General features: G+C 75.1%; 16 protein-coding genes. 10 read left to right on the top strand and 6 right to left on the bottom strand.

The window, feature by feature from the left end; all coding sequences use genetic code 11:
* Nucleotides 1-75 precede the first annotated feature (75 nt).
* The gene (locus Q8791_RS16610; protein ID WP_330092627.1) at nucleotides 76-1,452 is read right to left on the bottom strand and encodes an SLC13 family permease; all 1,377 of its coding nucleotides are present in this window, start codon (nucleotides 1,450-1,452) and stop codon (nucleotides 76-78) included.
* A 615-nt stretch (nucleotides 1,453-2,067) separates the two neighbouring features.
* Here Q8791_RS16610 and Q8791_RS16605 point away from each other — a divergent pair.
* Nucleotides 2,068-3,573 carry a hypothetical protein gene (locus Q8791_RS16605; RefSeq protein ID WP_330092626.1) on the top strand — a complete coding sequence of 502 codons (1,506 nt, stop codon included), beginning with the start codon at nucleotides 2,068-2,070 and terminating at the stop codon, nucleotides 3,571-3,573.
* 66 nt (nucleotides 3,574-3,639) lie between these two features.
* On the opposite strand, the gene Q8791_RS16600 is transcribed toward Q8791_RS16605, so the two are convergent.
* The gene (locus Q8791_RS16600) at nucleotides 3,640-4,236 is read right to left on the bottom strand and encodes a histidine phosphatase family protein (RefSeq protein WP_330092625.1); all 597 of its coding nucleotides are present in this window, start codon (nucleotides 4,234-4,236) and stop codon (nucleotides 3,640-3,642) included.
* 247 nt (nucleotides 4,237-4,483) lie between these two features.
* Between Q8791_RS16600 and Q8791_RS16595 the strand changes: the two genes are divergently transcribed.
* Together Q8791_RS16595 and Q8791_RS16590 are read left to right on the top strand one after the other, a co-directional pair.
* Complete coding sequence (locus Q8791_RS16595) at nucleotides 4,484-5,710, top strand: hypothetical protein (protein ID WP_330092624.1); 1,227 nt, start codon at nucleotides 4,484-4,486, stop codon at nucleotides 5,708-5,710.
* 291 nt (nucleotides 5,711-6,001) lie between these two features.
* Complete coding sequence (locus tag Q8791_RS16590) at nucleotides 6,002-6,790, top strand: SDR family NAD(P)-dependent oxidoreductase (RefSeq protein WP_330092623.1); 789 nt, start codon at nucleotides 6,002-6,004, stop codon at nucleotides 6,788-6,790.
* Between the two features lie 70 nt (nucleotides 6,791-6,860).
* Here Q8791_RS16590 and Q8791_RS16585 read toward each other — a convergent pair whose 3' ends face one another.
* Genes Q8791_RS16585 through Q8791_RS16575 form a run of 3 tightly spaced genes read right to left on the bottom strand, consistent with a single transcriptional unit; the run spans nucleotide 6,861 to nucleotide 14,139 of the window.
* Nucleotides 6,861-11,132 carry a TIGR02680 family protein gene (locus Q8791_RS16585; RefSeq protein ID WP_330092622.1) on the bottom strand — a complete coding sequence of 1,424 codons (4,272 nt, stop codon included), beginning with the start codon at nucleotides 11,130-11,132 and terminating at the stop codon, nucleotides 6,861-6,863.
* On the bottom strand, nucleotides 11,129-12,610 hold the full coding sequence (locus Q8791_RS16580) for a DUF2398 family protein (protein WP_330092621.1): 1,482 nt from the start codon (nucleotides 12,608-12,610) through the stop codon (nucleotides 11,129-11,131). Before Q8791_RS16580 ends, Q8791_RS16585 begins: the two co-directional genes overlap by 4 nt.
* The gene (locus Q8791_RS16575) at nucleotides 12,610-14,139 is read right to left on the bottom strand and encodes a TIGR02677 family protein (protein ID WP_330092620.1); all 1,530 of its coding nucleotides are present in this window, start codon (nucleotides 14,137-14,139) and stop codon (nucleotides 12,610-12,612) included. Before Q8791_RS16575 ends, Q8791_RS16580 begins: the two co-directional genes overlap by 1 nt.
* A gap of 534 nt (nucleotides 14,140-14,673) precedes the next feature.
* On the opposite strand from Q8791_RS16575, the gene Q8791_RS16570 reads away from it, so the two are divergent.
* The 7 genes from Q8791_RS16570 (at nucleotide 14,674) to Q8791_RS16540 (ending at nucleotide 22,686) form a co-directional block, all read left to right on the top strand.
* A complete protein-coding gene (locus tag Q8791_RS16570; protein WP_330092619.1) occupies nucleotides 14,674-15,996 on the top strand; it encodes a hypothetical protein in 1,323 nt (440 codons plus the stop codon).
* Nucleotides 15,997-16,268: 272 nt separating this feature from the next.
* Nucleotides 16,269-16,772 (top strand): DoxX family protein, encoded by a 504-nt coding sequence (locus tag Q8791_RS16565; protein ID WP_330092618.1) that lies wholly within the window; start codon nucleotides 16,269-16,271, stop codon nucleotides 16,770-16,772.
* 192 nt (nucleotides 16,773-16,964) lie between these two features.
* Nucleotides 16,965-18,119: a 2-keto-3-deoxygluconate permease gene (locus Q8791_RS16560; protein ID WP_330092617.1), complete on the top strand. Its 1,155-nt coding sequence runs from the start codon at nucleotides 16,965-16,967 to the stop codon at nucleotides 18,117-18,119.
* A complete protein-coding gene (locus Q8791_RS16555; protein WP_330092616.1) occupies nucleotides 18,116-19,315 on the top strand; it encodes a four-carbon acid sugar kinase family protein in 1,200 nt (399 codons plus the stop codon). Before Q8791_RS16560 ends, Q8791_RS16555 begins: the two co-directional genes overlap by 4 nt.
* Nucleotides 19,312-20,343: a 4-hydroxythreonine-4-phosphate dehydrogenase PdxA gene (pdxA, locus tag Q8791_RS16550; RefSeq protein WP_330092615.1), complete on the top strand. Its 1,032-nt coding sequence runs from the start codon at nucleotides 19,312-19,314 to the stop codon at nucleotides 20,341-20,343. The genes Q8791_RS16555 and pdxA overlap by 4 nt, the downstream gene beginning before the upstream one ends.
* A 217-nt stretch (nucleotides 20,344-20,560) precedes the next feature.
* The gene (locus Q8791_RS16545; RefSeq protein ID WP_330092614.1) at nucleotides 20,561-21,475 is read left to right on the top strand and encodes a GntR family transcriptional regulator; all 915 of its coding nucleotides are present in this window, start codon (nucleotides 20,561-20,563) and stop codon (nucleotides 21,473-21,475) included.
* Between the two features lie 113 nt (nucleotides 21,476-21,588).
* Nucleotides 21,589-22,686 (top strand): ArsR/SmtB family transcription factor, encoded by a 1,098-nt coding sequence (locus tag Q8791_RS16540; protein WP_330092613.1) that lies wholly within the window; start codon nucleotides 21,589-21,591, stop codon nucleotides 22,684-22,686.
* A 91-nt stretch (nucleotides 22,687-22,777) separates the two neighbouring features.
* On the opposite strand, the gene Q8791_RS16535 is transcribed toward Q8791_RS16540, so the two are convergent.
* The gene (locus Q8791_RS16535) at nucleotides 22,778-24,142 is read right to left on the bottom strand and encodes an alpha/beta hydrolase domain-containing protein (protein WP_330092612.1); all 1,365 of its coding nucleotides are present in this window, start codon (nucleotides 24,140-24,142) and stop codon (nucleotides 22,778-22,780) included.
* Nucleotides 24,143-24,189 lie beyond the last annotated feature (47 nt).

Here is a 24,189-nt window from a genome sequence, read left to right as displayed (position 1 = left end):
GCGAGCCAGGGGTTACGCGACACCGGCGGACCGGCCCCGGGCACCGCACCGCGCCTGCGCCGGTGCGGCCCGGACTCACAGCAGGCCGGGGACGACCAGCACCCCCCACGCGATCAGAGGTCCCACCACCACCACGATGGCGCTGTAGACGAGGATCTGGCGGTAGAAACGGTCCGGGTCCACACCCGAGGCGTTGGCCAGCACCAGGGCCCCGTTGGTCGAGAACGGGCTGACGTCGACGATGGTGGAGGAGACCGCCAGCGCCACGATCACGCCGGTCGCGCTGACATCGCCCATCAGGAGGAACGGGATCGCCAGCGGGATGGTCGCGCCCAGGATCGCGGTCGAGGACGCGAACGCCGACACGATGGCGCCGATGTAGCAGAGCACGAGCGCGACCAGCAGCGGAGCTCCCAGCCCGGCCGCGGCGTTGCCGACGTAGTCGATGGTCCCGGCGCTCTCCATGACGCCGACGAACGTGAGCATGCCGGTGATCAGCAGCACGGTGGGCCAGCTGATCTGGGACAGCGCGTTCTTCTGGGCCTTGGGGGAGATCAGCGCCAGCACGACCGTCACGGACAGCGCGACGAACCCGACGTCGAGGCCGAAGCCCAGGGCGAGCACGCCCAGGACCACGATGCCCGCGATGGTGGCGAGCTGGTCGAACCGGACCGGGCTGCGGTCGGGTCCGCCCGCGGTCCCGTCCTCGGCACCGGGCGCACCGGCGGATCCGCCGGCGGCCACCGCGACGGGGCCTCCGGCCGTGCCCGCACCGGAGCCGCCGACCGCGGCCGCCCCCGCCGGGACCGGTGCGCTCTCGGCGGCCTCGAACTCGTGTGCCCTCGCGCCGATGAGGCGGTTGCCCCCCAGGGAGACGAACAGGACCACCGCGATGCACAGGTTGAAGACGAGGTTGCCGAGGAAGAGGGTGAGCGGCGCGACCGCGAGCCCGCTGTCGGCGACGATGCCGTTGACCGTGGCGCCGTAGACGCTGACCGGCGAGAACCCGCCGCCCTGGGCGCCGTGGATCACCATCATGCCCATGAGCAGGGGGTTGATCCGGTACTTGACGGCGAAGCCCAGCGCGATCGGCGCGACGATGGCCACGGCCGCCGGGCTGAGCGCGCCCACGCCGGTCAGCAAGGCGGTGATGCCGAACATGATCCAGGGGATGGCGACGACCCGGCCGCCGACCAGCCGCGTGGCGCCGCGGACGAGGAGGTCGATCGTCCCGTTGTTCTTGGCGATCGCGAAGAGGTAGGTGACGCCGACCAGTGTGAGGAAGAGGTCGGCCGGGAATCCGCCCAGAATGGCGTCGGTGTCCATGCCCAGGGCGAGGACGCCGACGAGGAAGGCCCCGACGAAGGCGAGGGCGCCGATGTTGATCGGCAGGACCGTGGCGATGACGAACATCGCCAGGAGGGCGAGGATGGTGAGGAGTTGCGGGGTCATGTCGTGTACCGATCAGACGAAAAGCAGGGCTGTGATCTGGCTCATACGGCTCAGTGGCCTAGCCAATATGCCTTTGCTCTCCATGTCAACCCCTCGCCAGCACACTCCTGACTCACCCGCCCCGCCCTCCCCGTGCCCGGAAGGTACAGATGTTCCCCCAGTGGCCGCCGAACGGCCCCGGTATCCGCGCCACCGAAACCACCGAATGTGGAACCGGTGATCCCAGGGGCACGTCGTAACCAATGCCTGGTTCCCGCGACAGGAGCGGGGACCGGTCCGGTCCGTCGAGCCCCGAGTGTCCCCTGCTCACCCCTCAATGACGGGACCGTCCCCCTCGTGGGGAGACAGGTGTCGGCGCATGTCGGCCACACGCCGCACCGACCCCGGTCCTGCCGCCGGTGGGAGAACCGTCCCTCCCCCGTCGCGGCCCCGACCGGAGTCGCCGATCCGGTGGCCGACCGGGTCCTCGTCCGACGATCAGGGCGCCCCCAGACCGGCCACGGCCCCCCTCGCGGGCGTTTCCCGCCCCCGTCTTCACCGAAACGACCCACGGGGACGGCCGGGGAACGGTAAAAGGGGAGGGACGGGCACCACGAGGGACAGCCGGGAGCGGACATGGCGTCGAACGAGACCTCGCACCTCGACCACTGCGACATCGACCAGGCCGCGCTCCGGCCGGTGTCCCTGCTACGCCCGCAGGTGCTCGCCCAGGTCGCCCTGGGCACCCCCCTGTTGTGCGACGCCCTGCGCCTGGCCCGGTGGAGCGCCCCGGCGACCGCCGTGTCCGAGCCCGGGGTGCCTGGCCCGGAGAGCGTCCGCGCCGCGATCGAGCGGTTCGGCCTGTGGCCGTACGGGCTCGTCCGCGACCGCGGCGCACGCGTGGCCTGGTTGCGGGGCCTCGGCTCGGCAGCGGACGCCGCGGAGTTCATGGCCCCCTGGCAGGCGGCCGTGGTCCTCGGCATGATCGAGCTCGACGCCGACCGGGCCCGCCCCGCACCGGGGCTGGAGGAGCGCGTCCACGACCCCGAGGAGGTCCTGGACTGGTGGAGGCGGCTGTTCGAGGACGCCGTGCGGTGCGCGCGCGGCGGCCTCCTGGACCCGGACCCGCCGGAGGCCCACCGCCCAGAACTGCTGCCCGCGGTCCTGCTCCGCCTCTACGAGGGGCCGGACGGAGCCCGGGTCCCGCTGCCCTCGCTCGCGACGAGCGCCCCGCCCTTCCCCGGAGCACCCCCGCTGCCGCCCGGCCCCGAACCCGATCCCGACCTGGTGCTCCACCTCCTGTGGCAGCTCTCCGACACCGGAGCGGTCATCCTCAGCCCGGGACGTCCGGGGGCCTGGGCCCCTCCGCAGCGCTGTCCCCGGAGCGGCGGGGACGACGGCGACGGTGCGGCGCACGGGGGCGACGGCGCGCGCTCTCCGTCCGGGCCCGCCGCGGACGTCCCCGACGCGTCGGGGTACCCGGACGTCGAACTCACCGACCTGGGCCGGTACGGCGTGCACCGGCTGCTGCTCCGACGGGGCGTGCGCGCCCCGCTGGCCGAGGACCTCGCCCTGACCGGCGCACCGGAGTTCCTGGACTCCCTGGCCCGCGTGGCCGAGAGCGACCAGGGGGCCCTGATCGACCCGTGGCTGGCCCGGCGCACACCGGAGGAGGCGCTGGAGGAGATCGTCGGGGCGGTCACCGACCCCCGGCTGACGCTGCGCAGGCGTCTGGGCGCGGCGGTCCTGCACATGGTCAGCTCGCGCCTCACCCCGCTGCTGCGGGCCATGCTGCGCGACGCCGACCGGGTCGCCGCCGGGCTGGCCGCCCTCGTCCTGCTGTCCTCCCGGATGCTGCCGCAGGAGGAGATCGACGCGGTCCTCGACCGGTTCGGGCCCTGGCTCGTGCTGGACCTGGCGTCGTCGGCCGGGTCCGGGGCGGACGACCTCACGGCCGCGCTCGCCTTCGCGTTCCCCTCCGGCCTCGACGCGTCCCTCCTGGAGAACGCCGACCGCCTGTGGCTGTGCGGACACCCGTACACCGTCCCGGCACTGGAGGCGATCGGGCGCCTGCACCGGGACCCGTGCGTGGCCCGGGCCGCGTACGAGGCCGCCGGGCGTATCCGGCTCCGCGGCCTGTGACGGCCCGGTTGCCCCCTCGCGGGGCGGTCTGCCCTCCCGGGCGTCCGGCCGCAGGCGCGGCCCCGCTCAGGGCGACAGGTTCCAGGAGGTGACCACCGGCCGGTCGTGCTCACGGCCGAGCGTGCTCACCGTCCCCGTGCCCAGGGCGAACAGCGCCCCGTTGCGGGGGTCCAGCCCCAGCCACCGGGCGGTGACGACGCGGAGGACGTGCCCGTGCGCCACCAGGACCACGTCGGGGGCTCCCGCGTCGCCGACCAGCGGCGCGAGCGGGGCCAGCAGGCGGTCCGCGCGTTCACCGACCTCCTCCACCGTCTCGCCCGGGTGCCCGGTACCGCCGGGGACGACGCCGTCGCTCCACAGGTCCCACCCGGGGCGCTCGCGCCGGATGTCCACGGTGGTGACCCCCTCGTAGCCCCCGTAGTCCCACTCCCGCAGGTCCGGGTCCGTCTCGCCGCCGCGCAGCCCGGCCAGCTCGGCGGTGCGGACGGCCCGCGTCAGCGGGCTGGTCACCACCCGCCCGACGTCGCGACCCCGCAGCAGGGGCCGCAGCTCCCCCGCCTGGCGCTCCCCCGCCTCCGTGAGGGGGACGTCGGTCCACCCGGTGTGCCGGCGGTCCCGGCTCCATTCGGTCTGCCCGTGCCTGATCAGCACCAGTTCACCCATGCCCGGGTACCTGCCCCGTCGGGCCCCGCCGGACTCCCTCCGGGCGGTTCGGGTCCCCGCACCGCCCCGGACGGCCGTGGACGCCGCCGACGGCCCCGGCACCCTCCGCACACGGCCCCTGCCCGGCGCCACACGCACTGCACACGGCGGGGCCGCGTCCCCGGAACCGGCGCGGGCGGGCGGGGCCACCCGGTCACATTTGCCAGATGCCGGACACCGGAGCCGATTCGTCGCTACCCTCCTGACCATGACGCAGCACACCGCGGACAGTGACGTGCGGGAGCCGGACCCCGCGCCCCACGAACCCGTTCCCCACGAGATCGCGCAGCCCCGCTTCCTCCGCCCCAACAAGGACCTGGCCGCGGCCATGGCGTGCGGGCGCTGCGAGGAGCAGGGCATCACCACCCCGCCGGGCGGGGCGCCCAGGAAGCTGTCCAACGCGGAGTTGCGGGCGTTCAAGAAGGAGCGCAGGCGCGCCCGGGAGGAGGCGCGGGACAGGCCCCAGGTGAAGGTGCCCGTCGACCGCAAGCGCGCCCTGCCGATCGGCCCCCACCACGCGGCGCTCCTGCGCGACCTGTGGGCGCGACTGAGCGCCGAACGCACGGGCACCACCCCGGACGGGCGGCTCCTGGCCCTCACCTTCACCGTGCGGGGCGCCGTCACGGGTCGGGCGAACTTCACCGGCCAGGATCTGCGCATGCTGCGCCTGGAGGACCCGCACGCCGCCCTCGTCGAGCTCACCTCGACCGGCTGGCTGGCCTCGACCCCGGAGGCGGTCGCCGAGGCGGACGCCGCCGACCCCGCGCTGTGCGACCTGCCCGGCCTGCGGGGCGAACTGTGGACGGTCGGCAACGGCGTGCGGTCCCGTGCCTCGGGGTGGCTCTCCCAGGCGCTCGCCCACAAGAAGCTCCGTAAGAAGCCCAACCGGCTCCGCCTGGTCGCCGCCTACCTGGCGGTCCACGCGGACCACGGCGGAGCGGTGTCCCTGCCCGCCGCGGACGCGGTGGCGGCCTGCGCCCTCTCCGGCGCCGAGGAGCTGTCCGAGCTCCTCACCTGGCTGACCGAGGTCTCGTGGATCGAGGACCTCTCCACCGACGGCGGCACCGTGGGCGCGCGGCTCACCGAGGTCACCCTGCCCCTGGCCGTGCGGCCGGAACCGCCGCGGACCCCTCCCAAGCAGGCCTCGGCGACCACACCGCTCGACGTGCCCGTCCCCGACCGCGCGAGGGACCTGCTCTCGGGCCGGGAGGCCTCGGTGGCGCGGTGGGTGGGCTCCTACCGTGACGAGCACGGGCACGGGCCCAGCTGGTCCGCCATCGAGAAGGAGTTCGGCTGGCCGGCGCGCCAGGCGCCGGACCACGACGTCACCCACGAGGTGTTCCGCCTTCTGCGCGAGGGCGGCTGGCTGACCGGCTTCGGGGTGCCCTTCGGGCTGCGCGCCGGGGACGGGCGCGTCGCGGACGGCGGTTCCTGACCCCGCGGGCCGTGTCCGCCCCCGTGTCCCGACCGCCCCCGCGTCCCGCCCGGACGCGGCCCCCGCGCCGGTCGTCCGCCGGGGTGCGGGGCTAGGCCGCGTTCCGCGGATCATTCCGGGCTCGCGTCCCCCAGGCTGCCTCTCGCTGCGCCGACTGCGCTTGGACAGCCAAACCCGGGCTGACCTGCGCCACTCGTCTTGCGAGAGATGGCCTGGAAGCCGCTCGCGTCGATCGGCGCAAGCGCCGAGTCAACCGAAAGCATCCACGGAACACGCCCTAGGATGCCGCCCATGTCAGATCACCGAATGACCCCCGCCCGCCCCGCCCACGGGGAGGCCCCCGCGAGCCGGAACGTCCTGGTCACCGGGGCGGCCCGGGGCATCGGCCGGGCCGTCGCCCATGCCTTCGCGGAGGCGGGCGACCGCGTGGCCGTCCACTGCGGGAACAGCGTGGAGGAGGCCGAGCGCACCGTCGCGGGCCTGCCCGGAGAGGGGCACGCGCTGTTCCGGGCCGACCTGCGCGATCCCGACGCCACCGCCGGCCTCGTCACCGGTGTGGTCGACGCCCTGGGCGGGATCGACGTGGTGGTCAACAACGCGGCCGTCAACACCGCCCACCCGGTCGTCGGGACCTCCTACAAGCAGTGGCAGGAGGCCTGGCGGACCACCCTGGACGTGAACGTGGTCGCCGCCGCCAACATCGGCTACCTCGCGGCCCGGCACATGATCGACCGCGGGACGCGGGGCCGCATCGTCAACGTCGGCTCGCGCGGCGCGTACAAGGGGGAGCCCGACCACCCCGCCTACGGCGCGAGCAAGGCCGCGCTGCACTCCCTGGGGCAGTCCCTCGCCGTGGCCCTGGCGCCGCACGGTATCGCCGTCGCCTCGGTGGCGCCGGGGTTCGTGGCGACCGAGCGCGTCGCCGACAGGGTGACCGACGAGGTCCGCGCGCAGAGCCCCTTCGGGCGTGTGGCCGCCCCCGAGGAGGTGGCGGCGGCCGTCCTGTACCTGGCCTCACCGGAGGCGGTGTGGTCCTCCGGGGCCGTCCTGGACGTCAACGGGGCCTCCTTCCTGCGCTGACCGTGCGGCCCGCGAGTGCGCGGTCCGGCCCCGGCACGCGCACGGGGCCGGACCGCACGGCCCCGCCGCCTCAGTCCCCCGTGTCCTCCAGGAGGGTTCCGGCCGCCGACAGCGGGGCGTAGCGGCTGGGGGTGATGCCGAGGAGTTCGGCCGCGAGCTCCTCGTTACCGGCGAACCCGGCGTCGGCGTCGATCGTCTGGGCGCCGTCCCAGAGCATGAACAGGGACGACACGGTGTGCGAGCCCTTGTCGTGGTGCATGTCGTAGTGGGAGGCCATGGGCACGCTGTCGTAGTGCACCCACAGGTCGTGCCCGGTCATGAACATGTCCAGGTCGAACGTGACCGTCAGGCCCATGAGCTCCGGCTTGTAGCGGTCGTCGATCCCGGCGAAGGCCTCGTCCAGCGCCACCATCCGCGGGCACGTGGGGGACGCCGAGGTGTAGAGGGCGTTCGCGGCGGCGAACAGCGGCAGGTGGATCGCGGCGGACTTCTCGCCGCCGGACATCTGCTCGTGCTTGTTCTTGGTGAGGCGGACCTCGTCCTGCCCCGGGACGGCCATGCGCAGCTCGAACCGGTACCAGGTGCGGTAGTCCAGCACCGCGGACAGGACCTGCTTGTAGGTGGCCCTGGGGTGGGCGGCGTGGTGGGCCCTGATCATCTGGCGCAGGACCTCGCGCAGGCGGGTCAGGCCGGCGTGCCCCAGGCCCGCGGCGTCGCGTTTGAGCAGCCCCGCCGCGACGGCCTGGTCGTCGGTGAGGCGGTCCGACCGGCTCCAGCGGATACCGATCCGTGTGCCCGAGGACATGGGGCGCGAGCGGGTGTCGCGGTCCATCCCGGTGACGAGGTCGCGGGCGACGCGCACCCTCTCGTGGATCTGCTGGGCGATGCCGCTGAGCAGCTCGTCCTCCAGGACGCCGCGCTCCTCCTCCCGCAGGAGCGCCCCCTGGTCCTCGACGCGGTCGGCGATGACCCGCGCGAAGGCCGACACCGGGTTGCGGCCCGTCTCGTCGTTGACGAACACGGTGATGACGCCGCTCGTCCCGAAGTCGTGGTCGACGCGGTAGCCCTCGGCGTCGCCGCCCAGGGCGTCCTGGAAGGCGCGCAGGGCGTTGGAGACGCGGGTGGAGGCGGACTTGAGGTCGCTGTCGGTGACGGTGCGGCCCGGGTCGACGACGTCGGCGAACTCGTCGGTCAGCGCCACCGCGGGGTGCGGCAGGACGGCGCGGACGGCGTCCGCGGGGTCCTCGGCCGCAGCCGCGAGCACCTCCTCGGCGGCCCGTTCCGGTGCGGGCCACAGCCTCCGGTCCGGCCAGGCGGGCCCGGGCTCCACGCCCAGGGTGGCGCGCAGGTCGGGGTGGGTGAGTGCGGCGAAGGCGTCGCCGTGCTCGAACAGGGCGGTGAAGGCGTCGGTGAGGGCCTTCCGGCCGTGTTCGAGGTCGCGGTCGGCGCGGATCATCGTCTCGTGGGAGGAGGTCACCCTGGCCTGGACGTCGCGCTGCTCGGTCCGGGCCTCGCGCAGGGACTCCCGCACCCCCTCCAGTTCGGCCATGAGCTCGCGGACCGGGGCGCTGATGCTCGCCTCGCGGGCGGCGAGTTCGGCGGCGGCCCGCTCGTGCTCGCGCCGGCGCTCCTCGTGGCGTTCGCGGTCCTCTTCCAGCCGTCCGTCCAGCCGGGTGATGGTCTCCCGGCGCCCGTCGAGGTCGGCGGTGTGCCGGGCGGCCTCGGCGCGGGCGGCGTGGAGGTCGCGGGCGGCGGACTCGTAGTCGTCGACGGCCGAGGCGACGGCCTCGACGGCCTCCGGCCGGACGGGCATGGCGCGTTCGGCGGCCACGGCGCGCACCTGGTGGCGGTGGGCGTCGACCTCGGCGACGGCGGCGTCCAGCGCGCGGCGCCGTTCGCCGCTCTCTTCGCGCGCCGAGGCCAGGAGGGTGGAGTGGTGCTCGACGCGGCGTACGGCGCGTTCGACCGGGGCCGTGTCGGGCAGGGCGGTCCGCGCCCGGGTGAAGGCCTTGAGGAGGTCGCCCGCCCGGTCGAGGTCCTCGGAGAGCAGGGCGTCCTGTTCCGCGAGTTCGGCGAGGCGCGCGTCGCAGTCGGCGAGGCGTTCGCGGCGGCGGTGGGCCCGGTTGGTGGCGCCGATGAACTCGGGCACGGCCTTGGGGCTGGTGCCCATGAGCAGGCCCAGCGCGAACCCGGCCCGGGTGGTGACGGTGTGCGCCGCGGGGGCGCCCGTGCCCGGGGTCGCGGGGGTGGCGGGTCCGGGGGTCGCGCCGGGGTCCCCGGCCGCGGGGCCGTTCAGCCGGACCGAGGCGAGGACGCGGGCGATCACGTCCTCGGGCACCAGGTCCTGCTGTTCGGGGACGAGCACGTCGGCGAGTGTGGGACCCCCGTCGGCGGTCGTGTCGCCGGTGGGCAGCAGGTACGCGTCGGCCTCCCCTGCCGCGAGGGCGGAGCGGGTGGCGTCCGCGTCCGGGTGGACCCACGCGGTGAGCAGCCCGGCGCCGTCCAGCGCGCCCTCGACGGCCGCCGCGTCGGCGTCCGCGACGGTGTCGGCGAACCGGACGAGCCGCCACAGCGGGGCGCCGGGACGGCCCTCGCGCGAGGCGGTGCGCCGGGCGTCGGCGGCCGGGGCGTCGTCGCGTTCGGCGGCGATGTCCGCCCGCTCTCGGGTGAGGCGGGCGGCCTCGGCGTCCAGCTGCTCCTTGCGGTCCTCCAGGGCGCGCACGTGCCCGGCCGCGTCCAGGCGCTGCTGGTCGGTGTGCTCGCCGTAGACCTCGGCCAGGGCGGGGGTGCCGGGGTCGCCGAACCGTTCCAGTGCCTGTCCGAGGGCTTCGACGCAGACGGGGCCGGTGACCGGGGACGGGCCGTCCGCCCAGTGCCCGGTCCAGGCGGCGAGCGCGTCGGCTGCGGTGCTCCGCGCGTCGGCCAGGGCGTCAGCCGCCCGGGCGCACTCCTGGTCGCGCTGCCGGAGCCGCTGGTCGGCGTGGGCGGCGGCCTGGTCGGCGGCCGTGCGGGCGGTCTCCGCCCCGGTGAGCCCGCGGAGGCGTTCGCGCACGGCGTCCACGTCGGCGCGGCGGGCGGTGGCGCGCGCCCGGGCGGTGGCGGGCAGGTCGTCGCCGCTGTCGGCGGGCCCCTCTCCGTCGTGCCCGAGGCCGGCCTGGTCCGCGGATTCTGCCAGCTCGGCGGCGAGTTCGCCGGTGCGCGCCCGGACGCGTTCGAGGCCCTGCTCGACCTGGTCGGCCTCGCGCCGGAGGGCACCCACCTCCCCCGCCTGGGCGTCGATCCGGGCCTGCTGTTCGCTGAGGTCGCGGGCGGTCTCCGCGCTGTGCGAGCGCTCGACCTCCAGGGCGGCGTGGCTCCTGAACGCGTCGTCGGCCTCCAGCCCGCTCCGGTGCGCGTCGAGGCCGCGGATGCGGGTGTCGAGCTCCTCGGAGCGCTCGGTGGCGGCCGCGTGGTCGACGGCGGCCCGCTGCCGGGTGTCGCGGGCCCCGGTGACGGCCCCGGCCTGTTCGGCGGCCTGCCGCGTGGCGGTGCGGACGCGGGCGAGCCGGTGGCGGGCGTGGACGGTGAGGTAGGAGGCGTACTCGCCGACGAAGGCGGTGGTCGCGGTGTGGGCGGCGGTCGCCTGGTCGAACCTGCGCTGGACGGCGGACAGGTTGGTGAAGTCCCGTGCGGCCTGGTCCAGGAGTGTCTCGTCGAGGGGGCTGAGTCCGCTGGTGAGGGTCTCGGAGACCTTGTCGGGGTCCAGGTCCTTGGCCAGCAGGGGCCGGCGCAGGGCCAGGAGCAGGTCGAGGAGCTGGGTGTAGCGGTCGCCGAGCCCGAACAGGCGGGCGTCCACGGCCCTGCGGTAGTCGGCGGCGGTGGCGTGGCAGGCGGCGTCGCCGAGGGCGCCCTTGAGCTGCCGTTCGGTGAGGGGACGCCCGTCGGAGGCGAGCAGGCCGAAGTCGACGCCCAGGCGCCGGTCGGTGACGAAGAAGGAGGGGACGACGCCGTCGCGGTGCTTGTGGGCGCGCAGGCCGATGACCAGGGTGGCGGTCTCGGTGCGGTCGCCGTCGGCGCGGGCGAACTCCATCCACACGTACCCGTAGGCGGAGTCGTCGCCCCGGTACAGCAGGTTGGACTTCATGGTGCGGTTCTGGCCGCTGAAGGGGTCGAGTCGGCGGGCGTCGGTGTACCCGTCGAGCACGAACGGGAAGAGCACCTCCAGGGCCTTGGTCTTGCCCGAGCCGTTGTGGCCGCGCAGGACGAGGCGGCCGTCGGCGAACACGAACTCCTCGTCGACGTAGTCCCAGACGTTGATGACGCCGGCGCGGCTGGGCTGGAAGCGGTCGCTCCTGGGGGTCATCGGTTTCCTTCCGCGGGGGCGTGGGCGGCCGTGGGCTCGGGGTCCGTGCCGGGGCCGTCGGCGGACCCGGTGTCGGAGGGGGGCGGGTCGGCGGGGGGAGTCTCCGCGGGGGCGGAGCCGGTCAGCCCCAGGGGGAGCTGGCCGCTGTCGGCGCGCTCGGGCAGCGCGCCCTGGAGGTTGCGGTAGCGGGAGGACGCCGGGAGGACCAGGGCCCCGCCCAGGACCGGGCGGACCAGGGAGAGCTCCGCGAGGAGCGCCAGGGCGGCGTCCAGCAGGCCGTAGGGGTCCTGCTGCCAGGCGCCGCCGAAGGAGGAGGCGCCGAACTCGGCGAACAGCTCGTGGATCATCGTCTCCCACCGGGCGCGTTCGACCAGGGGCGCCTCCAGCGGCTCGGACGGCTCGGTGCCGGGCCCCTCTCCGGGCTCCGCGGTCCAGGCGAGTTCGGCGACGACGCCGTCGCGGGGCAGGCCGGCGTCGACCAGGCGGACGAGGTCGGCCTGGTCGGCGGGGAGCGGGGCCACGGTCATCGGGACCAGGGCCGCCAGGGACGTCTCCAGCAGGTCGGCGACCTTGGCGAGCAGGAGTCCGGCGGTGCGGTTGACCGCGCCGCCGCGTCCGGGGAAGGGCCGGTCGGTGAAGGCGCCGGCAGGGTCGGCGAGCAGGACGCCCTCCGCACGGCGCTCCACCCTCAGGCCGGTGGCGCGGGCCAGTTCCTCGGCCGCGCCCCGTCCGCGCAGGACGGCGGAGACCTCGGGTTCGACGTCGGCGTGGTACACGACGGGGCGCTCCACCAGGAGGCGCCGGGCCCGGCGTGCCGCCTGCTCGCGGGGGGAGGCGGCGGTCAGCGGCTCGGCGAGGAGCCCCGCGGCGCTGCCCAGGTGCTGGACCGGTCGGGCCGGGCGGAACAGCACCTCGCACACCTCGTGGTCGATGTCGAAGAGCGCGTCGCCCTGGTCCCCGTGTGCCGCCCACGCCTCCAGGGAGCCGTCGGACAGGTGCAGGGCTCCCCTGTCGAGCAGCCAGTGGGCGGCGTCCACCAGCGCGGCCTTGTGGGTGCCGTCGGTGGGGTCGTAGCCCAGTCCCTCGATCGTGTTGGCGGTCGGGGTGAGGCGGGCGACCAGGTCGGCGAGGCTGATCTCGATCTGAGAGCGCTGGAAGGAGGCCAGCAGCAGGCACAGGTAGGCGAGCCTGCGCCGGTCGAAGGGCCTGCCCCGGCGTGAGAAGTTCTGGCGCTGGGTGGGGTCCAGGGCGTCCAGCTCGCGGACCAGCCGCACGTGGTCGGTGGTGGCGATCAGGGTGTAGCCGAAGAGCCGTTCCAGGTCGGCGGCGAGTTCGTCGGCCCAGCGCAACACCTGGTCGAGGACGCCGGGCCGGGGCCGGGAGGCCGTGATGAGGTCGCAGGTCAGGACGCGGCGCATGGCCTGCTGGTAGGAGCCCAGGTCGGCGGGGGCGACCGCGGGGGCGGGGGTTCGGGGCATCAGGGGTTCTTCGTTCGTGTCCGGTGTGCGGTGGCCTCCAGGCGCAGGCCCGGGAGGTGGATCCGGCCCTGGCTGGTGCGGACGGTACTGCCCGCCGGGTCGGGGACCAGGCGGACCATGGTGCCGTCGCCCTCGCCGGAGGCCGAGGACAGGCGTCCGGCGACGACGGTGCGCGCCTCCAGCGCGCGGGTGACCAGGCGCAGCAGGATACGCGTGTCGGTCTCGTCCAGGACGCGGTCGTGGGCGCCGTCCTCGACCAGGCGTTCGGCGGAGCGGCGCTCGGACTCGCGGTCGGCGGCCTGCCGGCCGCGCAGCCGTGCCTGGGCTCCGGGGTTGCGGCGCACCGGCCTGGGCACGCCCGTGGTGGGCGCGGTGCCGCTGCGGAACAAGGTGACCGAGACCTCGACGCCGGGCGCGTCCCACCAGGTCAGCCCCGGGGAGATCTGTTCCTCGTCGTCGTGGGCCACGCCGAGGTGGCGGGCGGAGCGGACGTTGAACGCGGCGCCCATGAGGGCGTGGGCGGCCCCGTCGTGGGGGGTGTTGAACACCCAGGAGGCGAGGTGCCTCAGTTGGCTGGAGCGGTTGACGCCGCCGCGCTGCGCCTCGGTGATCTGCCGCAGCAGGGCGATCACCCCGGAGACGGCCGTCCGCGTGGCCGAGTGCAGTTCCGCGGCGCGGGCGGGGACGGCGTCGTCGGAGGAGAACCACGCGCGCAGGGCCTGCCAGCGGCGCTCCCAGTCGGCGCGGCGCTCGTCCCGTTCCATGAACGGGCGCTCGTCGGCGTCGGCGGCACGGGAGAGCAGGGTGGCCAGGCCGGTCTCCTCGACCTCGCGGACGGCGCGGTCCAGGCGGGGCAGGTAGCGGTCGAGTTCGGCCGTGAAGTCGGACATGTGCACCAGGAGGGCGTTCTTGTGGCGCAGGAAGACGTCCGGGGAGGCGTCGGTGGAGCGCAGGATCTCACCCAGGGTGACGTGGAACTGGGCCGAGCGCCGCCCCATGTCCTCCATGGCGGCGTCCAGGCGGGCGAGCCTGCGGTGGACGTGCTCGGCCCGGCCCGTGCGGTTGGCCTCCGCGAGGGCGCGCAGGTCGTCCAGGACCTCGGAGAAGACCAGGCGGGACAGGTTGACGTCCTCGATGCGGGCGCCGAGCAGGTTCTCCACCGACTGGTAGGCCCAGTAGCCCAGCTCGCTGAACTGGTAGACCGACTGGCGGTTGCGGTAGCGCACCAGGTTCCCCGCGCGGGAGGCGTCGTCGAAGCGGTGCACGACGCGGTCGGCGTGGAGTTCGTCCAACCGGTCGCGCAGGCCGCGGTCGGGGACGGGCACGCGGTCGTGTGCGGCGGCGAGCTCGCGCAGGGCCGCGGCGACGTCGTCGGGGGCCACCTGCACCTGGTGGACCTCGCGCAGCCGGTCCATGGCCCGCAGGATCCACAGGTAGGTGATGTGGTCGTCGCGCCGGGTGAAGTTGAACAGCCTGAACCGGTCGCTGACCGCGAGGGAGTCCATGTCCAAAGCTCTGCGTTCGACCACGGGCCGTTCTTTCGGTGAGGTGGGAGGGGTACAGCCGCAGCGGAGGGGGTTCCGCCACCCCATGACGCTACGTGACTACGGGGACAGGTGCGGACGCCCGCGGCCCTCCCCGGGCCGTGTCGGAACGCGGGCCCGGCCTGCGGACGGCGCGCGGTCGCGGAGCCGGGGGCGGCGAGCCGGCTCGCGGGCCGGGGCGGACCCGGACCGCCGACGCCCGTGCGTGCGCACTGACCGGGGGCCGGGCGCATCGGACCTGCGGACCGCCGACTCCCTGTGCGGGCCCGGGCGCGGGCGCCCGAGGGGTCACGGGACCGAGGGCGCGGGACGCGGGACGGCCCCGAGCGCGTCGCCGCTGGGAGCGGCCGTCGGACCGGTGTGCCGGGCGCCACTGTCCCGACTTGGCGAAACGACCTCGCCGCCGCGCACCGGCACGGTAGAAGGGAATGCATCACGTTCCACCAAGAGAATCCGTGAGCGCCCATGCCTCCTCACGACCCGGCGTACGCCGATCGCCCACGGCTTTCGGCCCGCCTCGTGTCGCTCCCTCCCTCGCACGAACTCGCCCGCGCCGCACTGGGGACCCCGCCCCTGCGCGATGCCCTCGGTGTGGCCCGCTGGTGCGGGCCGACCACCTCCGTCTGCCCCCGGGGCCTGCCCGAGATCACCGACGTGCGCGACGCCGTGCGACAGTGCGGGCTGTGGCCCCGCGGCCTGGAGGGACGCCCCCTCGAACGCCGGAGGTGGCTGGACCGCCTCGGCCCCGTGCCGGACGTGGAGGAGTTCGTCCTGCCGTGGCGGACCGCCGTGCGGCTCGGGCTGGTCGAACTGGGTGCGGGCCACGCCCACCCCTCCCGGAGCCTGGAACAGCAGGTCCGCTCCCCCGGCCATGTGCTGGACTGGTGGGCGAACGTGTTCCGGACCGGTGTCGAGCAGGCCCAGGACCACCTCTCCCCCGGCGGCACCGACGACCTCCTCCCGCAGGCGCTGCGACTCCTCTACGAGGCCCCGGACGGCGCCCGCACCCCGCTGGAGACCCTGGCCCGCAGGGCCCGGTCGGGCCCCGGCACCGCACACGACAACCCCGGACCCGCCCGCCCCGAGGACGTCGACCGGCTGCTGCGCGCGCTGTGGCGGCTCACCGGCGCCGGCGCCGTCGTCGTGGGGCGCCACGGTTCCGGGACGGGGGACGACGCCCGCCCCTTCTGGGCGTCCCTGACGGACCTGGGACGGTTCGGGGTCCGCCGGATCCTCCTGGCGGTGGGCGTACCCGCACCCCTGGTCGGGGAGCTGACCGGGGCCGGGGAGCTCCTCGACCTCCTCGGCACCCTCTCGCGGGAGGGCCGTCTCTGCTCGTTCGACACGTGGCTGGCCGAGCGCACCCCCGCACGCGCCCTCCGGGAGATCGCCGAGGCGGTGCGGGGACCGGGCCTGGCCCGGCGCCGGTGGACCGGCACGAAGGTCCTGAACTCGACGAGTTCGGAGATCGTCCCCGACCTGTGGGCCCTGCTCGACTCCGGCGACCCGACGGCGATCGGCCTCGGCGCGTCCGTCCTGCTCTCGTCCGGCATGCTCGCCCAGCACGACATCGACCTGATCATGGACCGGCACGGGCCGTTGGTCGTCATCGACATGTTCGCGGCGGCGCTGGCCCCCGACGAGACCAACCTGCGGGCCTTCCTGACCTCGGACTGCACGGAGGGCATCGAGGACGTGATCCTCGACAACGTCGACCGGCTCCGGCAGGACCGGCACCCCGACACCGTGCGGGTCCTGGAGGCGATCGGCCGCCAGCACCCGGATCCCGGCATCGCGGCCACCGCGCGCGAGGCCGTGGAGAGGCTCGCCTCCCCGCCCTGATCCCGTGGCCCTCCCGGCCGCCTCCCGCCGTCCGCCCTCCCCTCCGCGCGCCGTCCCGCCTGCGAGCCCCGAGGCCCCGCCCCGCTTCCGGGTTCCGGCGCGCCCTCTCCACCCGAGGGGCCCGCCCGGCGCACGCCCCCGTCCGCAGCCACCGGGCTCCGTCCTGCCTCCCCGACCCCGCCTCCTCACATCTTTCCATTGACAAGTTGGGGGTGCGCGAGGCAATCTTGCCATTAGAAAGATTTCGGGACACCACACCATGGAGGCCCACGATGGAACCGCTCATCACCCTCGCCGTCGTCACCACCGCACTGCTCGCGCTCGGCGCGGCCGGCGTGCGGCGCCTGCGCTCCTGGCCGCTCGCGCTGCGCGGCGGACTCGCGGCCATGTTCACCCTGACCGGCGTCTCGCACTTCGTCGGGTTGCGCGAGGAGCTCATCGCCATGGTCCCGCCCGCGCTGCCCGCGCCGGACCTGCTCGTCACCGTGACCGGGATCCTGGAGCTCGCCGGGGCAGCCGGACTCCTGTGGGCGCGCACCTCGCCGTGGTCCGCGGCCGGACTCGGCGCCCTCCTGGTCGCGATGTTCCCCGCCAACGTCTACGCGATCACCACCGGGGCGAGCGCGGGGTTCACCGAGAGCCTGCCGATCCGGACCGCGATGCAGGCGGTGTTCCTGGCGGCGACGCTCGCCGTCCTCGTCCACCACCTGCGCGCCCGCCGAGCCGCGGCCACCGCCGTGGACCGCCCCGACGCCCGCGAGGCCGTGCGGCCCTGACGCGGACGCCGACCCGCCGACCGTCACGCACGGTGATACGCAGGGCACGAGTGCCAAGACGGGGCCCGGTGTGAATTCCTGTGGCCCCGACTGGCATCATCCCAAATTGTACGTACACTCTGTACGGACAAGATGCGTTCCGGTCCGGACCCTCCGAGGTCCCCGCCGGGACACCCCTGCGAACGGACACTCATGCGCGACGACCACGGGACCCTGGTGCCCCTCTACCACTGGATGAACAAGATCCCCGGCGGGGCCATGCTGGTCCCGCTGGTCCTGGGGTCGGTCATCGGAACCTTCGCCCCCGGGGCACTGGACATCGGCAGCTTCACCACGGCGCTGTTCAAGGACAGCGCTCTGCCGCTCATCGCCCTCCTCATCTTCGCCACCGGCACCCAGGTGACGCTCCGGACCGGCGGCCCCGTCCTGGCCGCCACCGGCGTGGTCCTGCTCGGCAAGAGCCTCATCCCCGGCCTGCTGATCATCGCGCTCGCCGCCTTCACCGGCCCCGACGGCATCCTCGGGGTGTCGATCCTGGCGCTGATCGCCGCCACCACCAACGCCAACGGCGGCCTGTGGCTCGCGATCACCGGACAGTACGGGCGCTCCCGCGACCGGGGCGCCTACATCGCGGGGGCCATCAACGACGGCCCGTTCATCGCCCTTCTGTTCATCGGCGCCTCGGGCCTGGGCCAGATCCCGGTGCTGGCCCTCGTCGCCGCGATCGTCCCGTTCCTGCTCGGCGTGGTCGTCGGCAACGTGGACGGACAGTGGCGCGAGGTGCTCAAGCCCGTGCCCTCCATCGTGATCCCGTTCTTCGCCTTCGCGCTGGGCGCGGGCATCGACCTCGCCGACGTGGCGCAGGGCGGGCTGACCGGCATCGTGCTGGGCGTGGTCATCACCCTGTTCACCGGTGGCCTGGTCTACCTGGGCTACCGGCTGCTGCTCCGCCGCGGCAAGGAGTCCGGCATCGGCTTCGCCGCCGGAACCGTGTCCGGCAACGCCGTGGCCACCCCCGCCATCGTGGTGGCGGCGGACCCGTCCTTCGCCGCCTACATGGGCACGGCGACCTCGCAGATCGCGGCGAGCGTCCTGGTCACCGCGATCCTCGCACCGCTCGTGACCACCTGGGTCCTGCGCCGTGCCGGGGCCTCCCCCGCCGAGGCGGAGAAGGCCGAGGAGGCCGAGAAGGCGCGCGCCGCCGAGGAGGCGGGCACCGGCACGGTCGCCGTGGACGCGCACCCCGGCCGTGAACCGCTCCCGGACCGCGCCGACCAGGCGGGCGCGGCGTCCCCCGCCCCCGGCGCGGACGCCGACACCACCGAGCAGAAGGAGTCCGACTCGTGAACACCCCCGTCCCACCGCGCGTCGCCGTCGTCGCGGACGACCTGACGGGCGCGGGCGACACCGCCGTGCAGTTCCTGCGGGCGGGGTGGAGCACCGAGCTCCAGCTCGACGCCGCGCCGCCGAACGCCGAGGTCGTCGCCGTCAGCACCGACTCCCGCGCGCTGCCCGCCGACCGGGCCGCCGCTGCCGCGGCGGAGGCGGTCCGCCGCCTGCGCGACGCCGGGACCGCCCGCCTGTACAAGAAGGTCGACTCCACGCTGCGCGGCCCCATCCGCGCGGAGATCGACGCCGTCCTCGACGCGTGGTCGCCCGACGCGGTCGCCGTCGTCTGCCCGGCCTTCCCCGCCACGGGGCGCATCGTCCGCGACGGGGTCCTCCTCGTCGACGGGGTCGAGGTGCACCGCACCGCGGTCGGCACCGACCCCGTGACCCCGGTGTCGGAGAGCCGGATCGCCGTCCTGCTCGGCGCCGGGCACGTCCGGCTCACCGGGGACGACGCCCGCGCCGACGCGGAGCTCCTGCGCGCCGCGGGGCCGGTCGTGGTCGCCGACGCCGAGACCGACGAGGACCTGGCACGCCTGGCCGCCGCCGTCACCGCGCTCGGCCCCGACGCCGTGCCGGTCGGCTCGGCCGGGCTCGCCGCACGGTTGGCCGAGTCGTGGGCCGCGGAGTCGGAGCCGGCCCCCGCCCTCGTCGTGGTCACCTCGCTGCACCAGACCGCCCGGGGGCAGGTGGAGGAGCTGGCCGCCGACGAGCGGACCAGGATCGAGCAGCCCGCCCCGCGCGACCTCGCCGACGACACCGCCTGGCGGGAGTGGTCCGCCGGGGTCCTGGAACGGTTCGACCCGGCCGTGGCCCACACCGCGCTGGTCGCTCCCGAGGACCGCGACGGGGCGCTCGACCCCGCGTCGGTCGCCCGCCGCTTCGGCTCGCTCGCCGCCGACCTGGCCGCCCGCCACGAGCTGTCCGGCTTCGTGGTCACCGGCGGCGACGGGGCCCGCGCCCTCACCGCCGCGCTGGACGCGCGCGCCATCGCCCTGACCGGCGAGGTCGCCCCCGGCATCCCGCTGGGCACGCTGTCCGGCGGCCCCCGGCACGGCCGCGCCATCGTCACCAAGGCCGGGGGATTCGGATCCCCCACCGCACTACTGGAGGCCGCCGACGCGGTCCGCCACACGAAAGGCAGGAACGCATGAGCCGCCCCACCCTGGCAGTCACCCTCGGCGACGTCGCGGGAATCGGACCGGAGATCACCGCCAAGTCGCTGCTGCACCACCCCGAGGTCCGGGAGTACGCCAGACCCGTGGTCGTCGGTGACGCCGACGCGCTGCGCAACGCGGTGACCGCCGTCGGCGGCGACCCCGCCGCGGTCAACCCGATCGCCTCTCCGGCCGACGCCGCCGACGACCCCGGCGTCATCGACGTCGTCCAGACCGGCCCGTCCCTGGGCCACGTGCCGCCGGGCGAGCTGAGCGCGGAGGCCGGCGACGGCGCGGCACGGTTCGTCATCGCCGCCGTCGACCTGGCCAAGCGCGGGCTGGTGGACGGCATCGTCACCCCGCCGCTGAACAAGGCCGCCATGCACCTGGGCGGCCACGCCTGGCCCGGCCACACCGAACTGCTCGCGCACGAGTTCGGGGTGCGGGACTACAGCCTCGTGCTGTCCGCCGGCGAGCTGTCCTTCTTCCACCTGACGACGCACGTGTCCCTGCGCGACGCGATCTCCGGCATCACCCGGGAGCGGACCCTGGAGGTGCTGCGCCTGATGAGCGCGTTCGCCCGCGCCCAGGGGAACCCGGACGAGCCGATCGGCGTGGCGGGGCTCAACCCGCACGCCGGGGAGAACCGCCTGTTCGGCGACGAGGACGCCGACGTCCTCGCCCCCGCGATCGCGCTCGCCCGCGAGGAGGGCATCAACGCCCACGGCCCGCTGCCCGCGGACGCCCTGATCCCGGCGGCCGTGAACGGCAAGTGGAAGCTGGTGGCGGTCTGCTACCACGACCAGGGGCACGCGCCCTTCAAGGCGGTGTACGGCGACGACGGCGTCAACATCACGGCCGGGCTGCCCGTGGTCCGGGTGTCGGTCGACCACGGCACCGCGTTCGACATCGCGGGCCGGGGGATCGCCCGCGAGGCCAGCCTGGTCCTGGCGCTGCGCCGGGCCGCGGAGCTGGCCCCCGGCTGGGGCCACGTCTGGCAGGCCTCCCGGTCCGACGACCGGTAGCCGCGCACAGGACCCGCCGGGCGGCACCGCCCGGCGGGTGGGGCTCCCCGCCCGCCCGCGGCAGCCCCTCCCGCATGTCCGGACACCCGCGTGCGGTGCGCCCGCGCTCCCCAGGGGGCGCGGGCGCACCGTCTCCGCGGCACCCGCTGCTCCCCTCCCCGGGCCTCACCCGCGAGGGCCCGGTCCCACCCCGTCCACCGTCCGCCACGGCCCTAGAATGGCGCCCATGCCCGTCGACCGCACCGATCCCCGTCCGCTGCACGCCCAGGTCGCCGGTGTGCTCCGCGCCGAGATCCGCGACCGGTCCATCGCCCCCGGCGACACCCTGCCCAGCGAGGCGGCCCTGCGCGAGCGGTTCGGCGTCTCCCGCAGCGTGGTCCGGCAGGCCCTGGCCACCCTGGAGGACGAGGGCTCCGTCAGGCGGATCCACGGCCGCGCCCCGGTCGCGGCGATCCCCACCGAGCACCACCGGCTCGTCCAGCGCGTCACCGGGCTGTTCGACCAGTTCTCCGCCGAGGGGCTGCGCCTGACCACCGCCGTGCTGTCGCTGGAGCCCTCCCGCTCCGGCGTCCCGGCCGCGGTCGGGCACCTGGGCACGCGGGACCTGCTCAGGCTGGAGCGCGTGCGCTCGGTGGACGGCGATCCGCTGTCCTACGTGCGCACCTGGCTGCCCGCCGAGCGGTTCGGCGGCCTGGACGCCGCGATGCTGCGCGACGCCTCCCTGCACCGGCTGATGGAGGACAGGTTCGGGGCCGTGCCGACGAGCGGGCGGCGCCAGATCCGCGCCGTGCCCGCCGATCCGCGCATCGCCCTGGAGCTCGGCGTCGCCGCCGAGGCCCCGCTCCTGCTCCTGGAGGGCGGGACGTTCGACCGGGACGGCACGCCGCTGGAGTGGTTCGAGAGCTGGCACCGCTCGGACCGGGTGGTGTTCGACATCGAGGCCGAGGGCGCCTCCGAGCAGGTGCGCATCACACCCGACCCGTCCCTGATCGGCCGGACCGCCCCGGAGCGGCCCGGGACCGCGCCCTCCCCGGAGGCGGGCGGCGCCGCCCCCGTGCCCGGTCTGGAGCGCGCCGTCGAACTGGCGGACGGGCTCAGGGCCGAGCTGGCCCGGCTGCGCGACGGGGGCTGAGGCCGGCCTCCCCGCGGGTGCGGGCCGGGTCCGGGGGCAGCAGCCGCCCGCACGGGCCGGACGGCCCGGGGACGCGGGTCGGTGCCGGGACACGGCTCACTAGACTGGCCGACGTGCCCATTGTGTTCGATCTCGTCTCCACCGACGACTCGCGAGTGGTGGTCAGACGCTCGCCCCTGGCGGACCTCATGGCCCTGCTCCACTGCCTGGCCGAGCCGGGCCACCACCTGGACATGGCACGCGACGTGCGCGTGATCAACGCCGAGCTGGACCGCCCCGCGCGCAGGCAGCTGCGCGCCTTCGCCCCGCTCTGGGCCCGGTTCCGCCTGCGCGCGCTGCTCCCCCTGGACACCAACCGCCCGGCGACGTTCGCGGACGAGCTCACCGAGCTGCGCCACATGCCCGCGCCCCTGTTCGCGTCGATGGTCGCGGAGACCATCGCCGGCGGGGCCTGGGAGCGCCGCTACGGCTCACGCGACCCGGGGGCCTCCCCCGCCGAGTTCCTCGAACTCTGCCGCGCCAAGAGCGAGGAGCGGGAGGAGCTCGGCGAGCGCTTCCTCCAGGACCCGGCCGTCTTCCGCGACGACCTCACCCGCCTGCTGGAGGAGTGCCACGACACCTTCTTCCGGTCCCGCTGGGGCGCGGTGGTCCCGCAGGTGTCCACCGCCGAGCGGGAGGTGCGCGAACGCCTGTCCCGGGACCGGCTGGGCGTGGTCCTGGCATCGCTGACGCCGGGGGGCCACTACCTGCCCCAGACCGCCCAGGTGGCCTACGACAAGCTCCAGAACGCCTTCGTCTCCTGCGCGGGCCGGGACTTCGTCCTGGTCCCCAGCGTGTTCACGAAGCCCCACGTGGTGGTGAAGTACGAGGAGTCGCAGCGCTCGCCGGGTCTGCCGATCGTGGTGCAGTTCCCGGTCTCGGAGATGGGGGCGGCGGACGTGCCGCTGAGGGACCTCCGGATGCGCATGGCGGTGCTGTCCGATCCCGGGCGGCTGGAGCTGTGCCGCCACCTGGTCAACGAGCACTGCACCACCGGTGAGCTGGCGAACCGCGTCGGCATGTCGGCGCAGCAGGTCTCCCGGCACCTGCGCAGGCTGCGGGAGGTCGGCCTGCTGGACTCGGCGAGGGACGGCAGGCTCGTCCGGCACCGGCTCAAGCTCGGCGCCGTCTACTCCGTCGGCCACCAGTTCCTCACCCGCCTGGTGCAGTGAACCGCCCCCGCCCCCGTCCCCGCGCGCGTGAGGCGGGGACGGGGGCGGTGCGGGCGCTCGGAGGGCGCCGACGGGGTGCGGCGCACGGACCCTAGAAGGTCACCTGTTCCGCGCCCAGGCGCAGCGCCTCGGCGTCCTCGGCGACCAGGAAGCCCTCTCCGACCATCCTGTCGGCCACCCGCGAGTGGACCCGGCGGTACCCGTCGGCGTCCCCGTACAGGCGGACGAGGTCGTCCTCCGCCAGCGGCGTCTCGTTGCCGTGGTACCAGGAGGGGCGGCCCACGGGCGTGGCGGCGACCAGGCGCGACAGGGGCGCGTCGGTGTAGGTCGTCCGCAGCCCGCCCAGGGCGTTGCCCCGGGCGTCGCGCGCGAGGGTGTCGGTGTCCCCCACCGTCTCCAGCAGGCGGGAGCCGGGCGGCACGAGCTCGCCCCTGGCCCACCCGGAGAGCAGTTCCAGGAGCGCGTTGTAGACGAACGAGTTGGGGAAGCTCGACCAGCGGGCCCCCTCCGGGAGCGGGCAGTCGCGGAGCCGCTCGCGGTCGAGGTCGCTCATGTAGCGCGTCTCCCGGTGCGCCATTCCCGCCACCTCGTAGAGGCGGAAGACGGCCGAGTCCGGGCGCCGGTGGGTGAGCCCGCGGACCTGGCCGGAGACCCCGCAGGCCCAGCGCACCGACTGGAACTCGGCCTCGCCCAGGACCTCCATGACGGGGACGTCGACGTCCGGGAGCGCGGGACCGCCGGAGGCCCCCGGGAGGTAGCCGTCGAAGACCGGTCCGCCCCCGGGGCGGCGCAGGTGCCCGTGGTACCGCTCCACGAACCGCCGGACCACTCCCCCGGTCTGGGAGATCCCCGAGAACAGCAGGGTCTCCACGGCCGCCTCCGGCAGGCCCGGGAGCCCCTCCCGGAGGGTGTTGGCCACCTGCGCGATGATGTCGAAGGACTGCGGGGTGGCGCGCCACCAGCGTTCCTTGAACTCGTCGTACTGCCGGGCGAGCACCTCGGGGGTGGGGTCCTCGGTGAAGGGGATCGAGGCGGCGAAGTCGCCGGCCAGCTCGCCCGGGGTGAAGGTCATGTCGGCGTACCGCCGCTCGTTGCGGCCCTTGACCAGGTCGAGCGCGGACGGGGCCTGCGAGTCGATGCCGATCCACATGAAGCCTCCCCGCATGATCTGGCGGTTGAAGGCCCGCCAGACGGAGTTGCCGCCCCAGATGTGGCTGACCTCGGCCAGGGCGCGCCCCGTGTAGAGCGCCATGTCGGCGGGGCGGCGGACGAGGACGCGGGTCGAGTAGGGGTCCCCGGCGGCGGTTCCCGAGACCAGGTACTCCTCCTGGACGTAGTCGTAGGTCGGGATCCGGTCGACGGCGTACGGTTCGAGGACGACCGCTCTGTCGTCGGCCGTCTCGGCTACCGGGCCCGTGATGAGGGCATGCTTCGCCACGGCGTGTCGGGTGGTCATCTCTTCTCCCAGAACGGAACAGCGGGGTGGAGGGGGGCGGGGCGTGG

Origin of the sequence: Nocardiopsis codii (genome assembly GCF_036327455.1) — a bacterium.
Lineage (GTDB): Bacteria > Actinomycetota > Actinomycetes > Streptosporangiales > Streptosporangiaceae > Nocardiopsis > Nocardiopsis codii.
This window is presented reverse-complemented; position numbering and strand designations above follow the sequence as displayed.

Excerpts from the sequence above, each read along its gene's own strand:
- Q8791_RS16535 (WP_330092612.1), bottom strand. The coding sequence starts at position 24,142 with ATGACCACCCGACACGCCGTGGCGAAGCATGCCCTCATCACGGGCCCG.
- Q8791_RS16590 (WP_330092623.1), top strand. The coding sequence starts at position 6,002 with ATGTCAGATCACCGAATGACCCCCGCCCGCCCCGCCCACGGGGAGGCC.
- Q8791_RS16565 (WP_330092618.1), top strand. The coding sequence starts at position 16,269 with ATGGAACCGCTCATCACCCTCGCCGTCGTCACCACCGCACTGCTCGCG.
- Q8791_RS16580 (WP_330092621.1), bottom strand. The coding sequence starts at position 12,610 with ATGCCCCGAACCCCCGCCCCCGCGGTCGCCCCCGCCGACCTGGGCTCC.
- Q8791_RS16560 (WP_330092617.1), top strand. The coding sequence starts at position 16,965 with ATGCGCGACGACCACGGGACCCTGGTGCCCCTCTACCACTGGATGAAC.
- Q8791_RS16600 (WP_330092625.1), bottom strand. The coding sequence starts at position 4,236 with ATGGGTGAACTGGTGCTGATCAGGCACGGGCAGACCGAATGGAGCCGG.
- Q8791_RS16605 (WP_330092626.1), top strand. The coding sequence starts at position 2,068 with ATGGCGTCGAACGAGACCTCGCACCTCGACCACTGCGACATCGACCAG.
- Q8791_RS16595 (WP_330092624.1), top strand. The coding sequence starts at position 4,484 with ATGACGCAGCACACCGCGGACAGTGACGTGCGGGAGCCGGACCCCGCG.
- pdxA (WP_330092615.1), top strand. The coding sequence starts at position 19,312 with ATGAGCCGCCCCACCCTGGCAGTCACCCTCGGCGACGTCGCGGGAATC.
- Q8791_RS16585 (WP_330092622.1), bottom strand. The coding sequence starts at position 11,132 with ATGACCCCCAGGAGCGACCGCTTCCAGCCCAGCCGCGCCGGCGTCATC.
- Q8791_RS16610 (WP_330092627.1), bottom strand. The coding sequence starts at position 1,452 with ATGACCCCGCAACTCCTCACCATCCTCGCCCTCCTGGCGATGTTCGTC.
- Q8791_RS16545 (WP_330092614.1), top strand. The coding sequence starts at position 20,561 with ATGGCGCCCATGCCCGTCGACCGCACCGATCCCCGTCCGCTGCACGCC.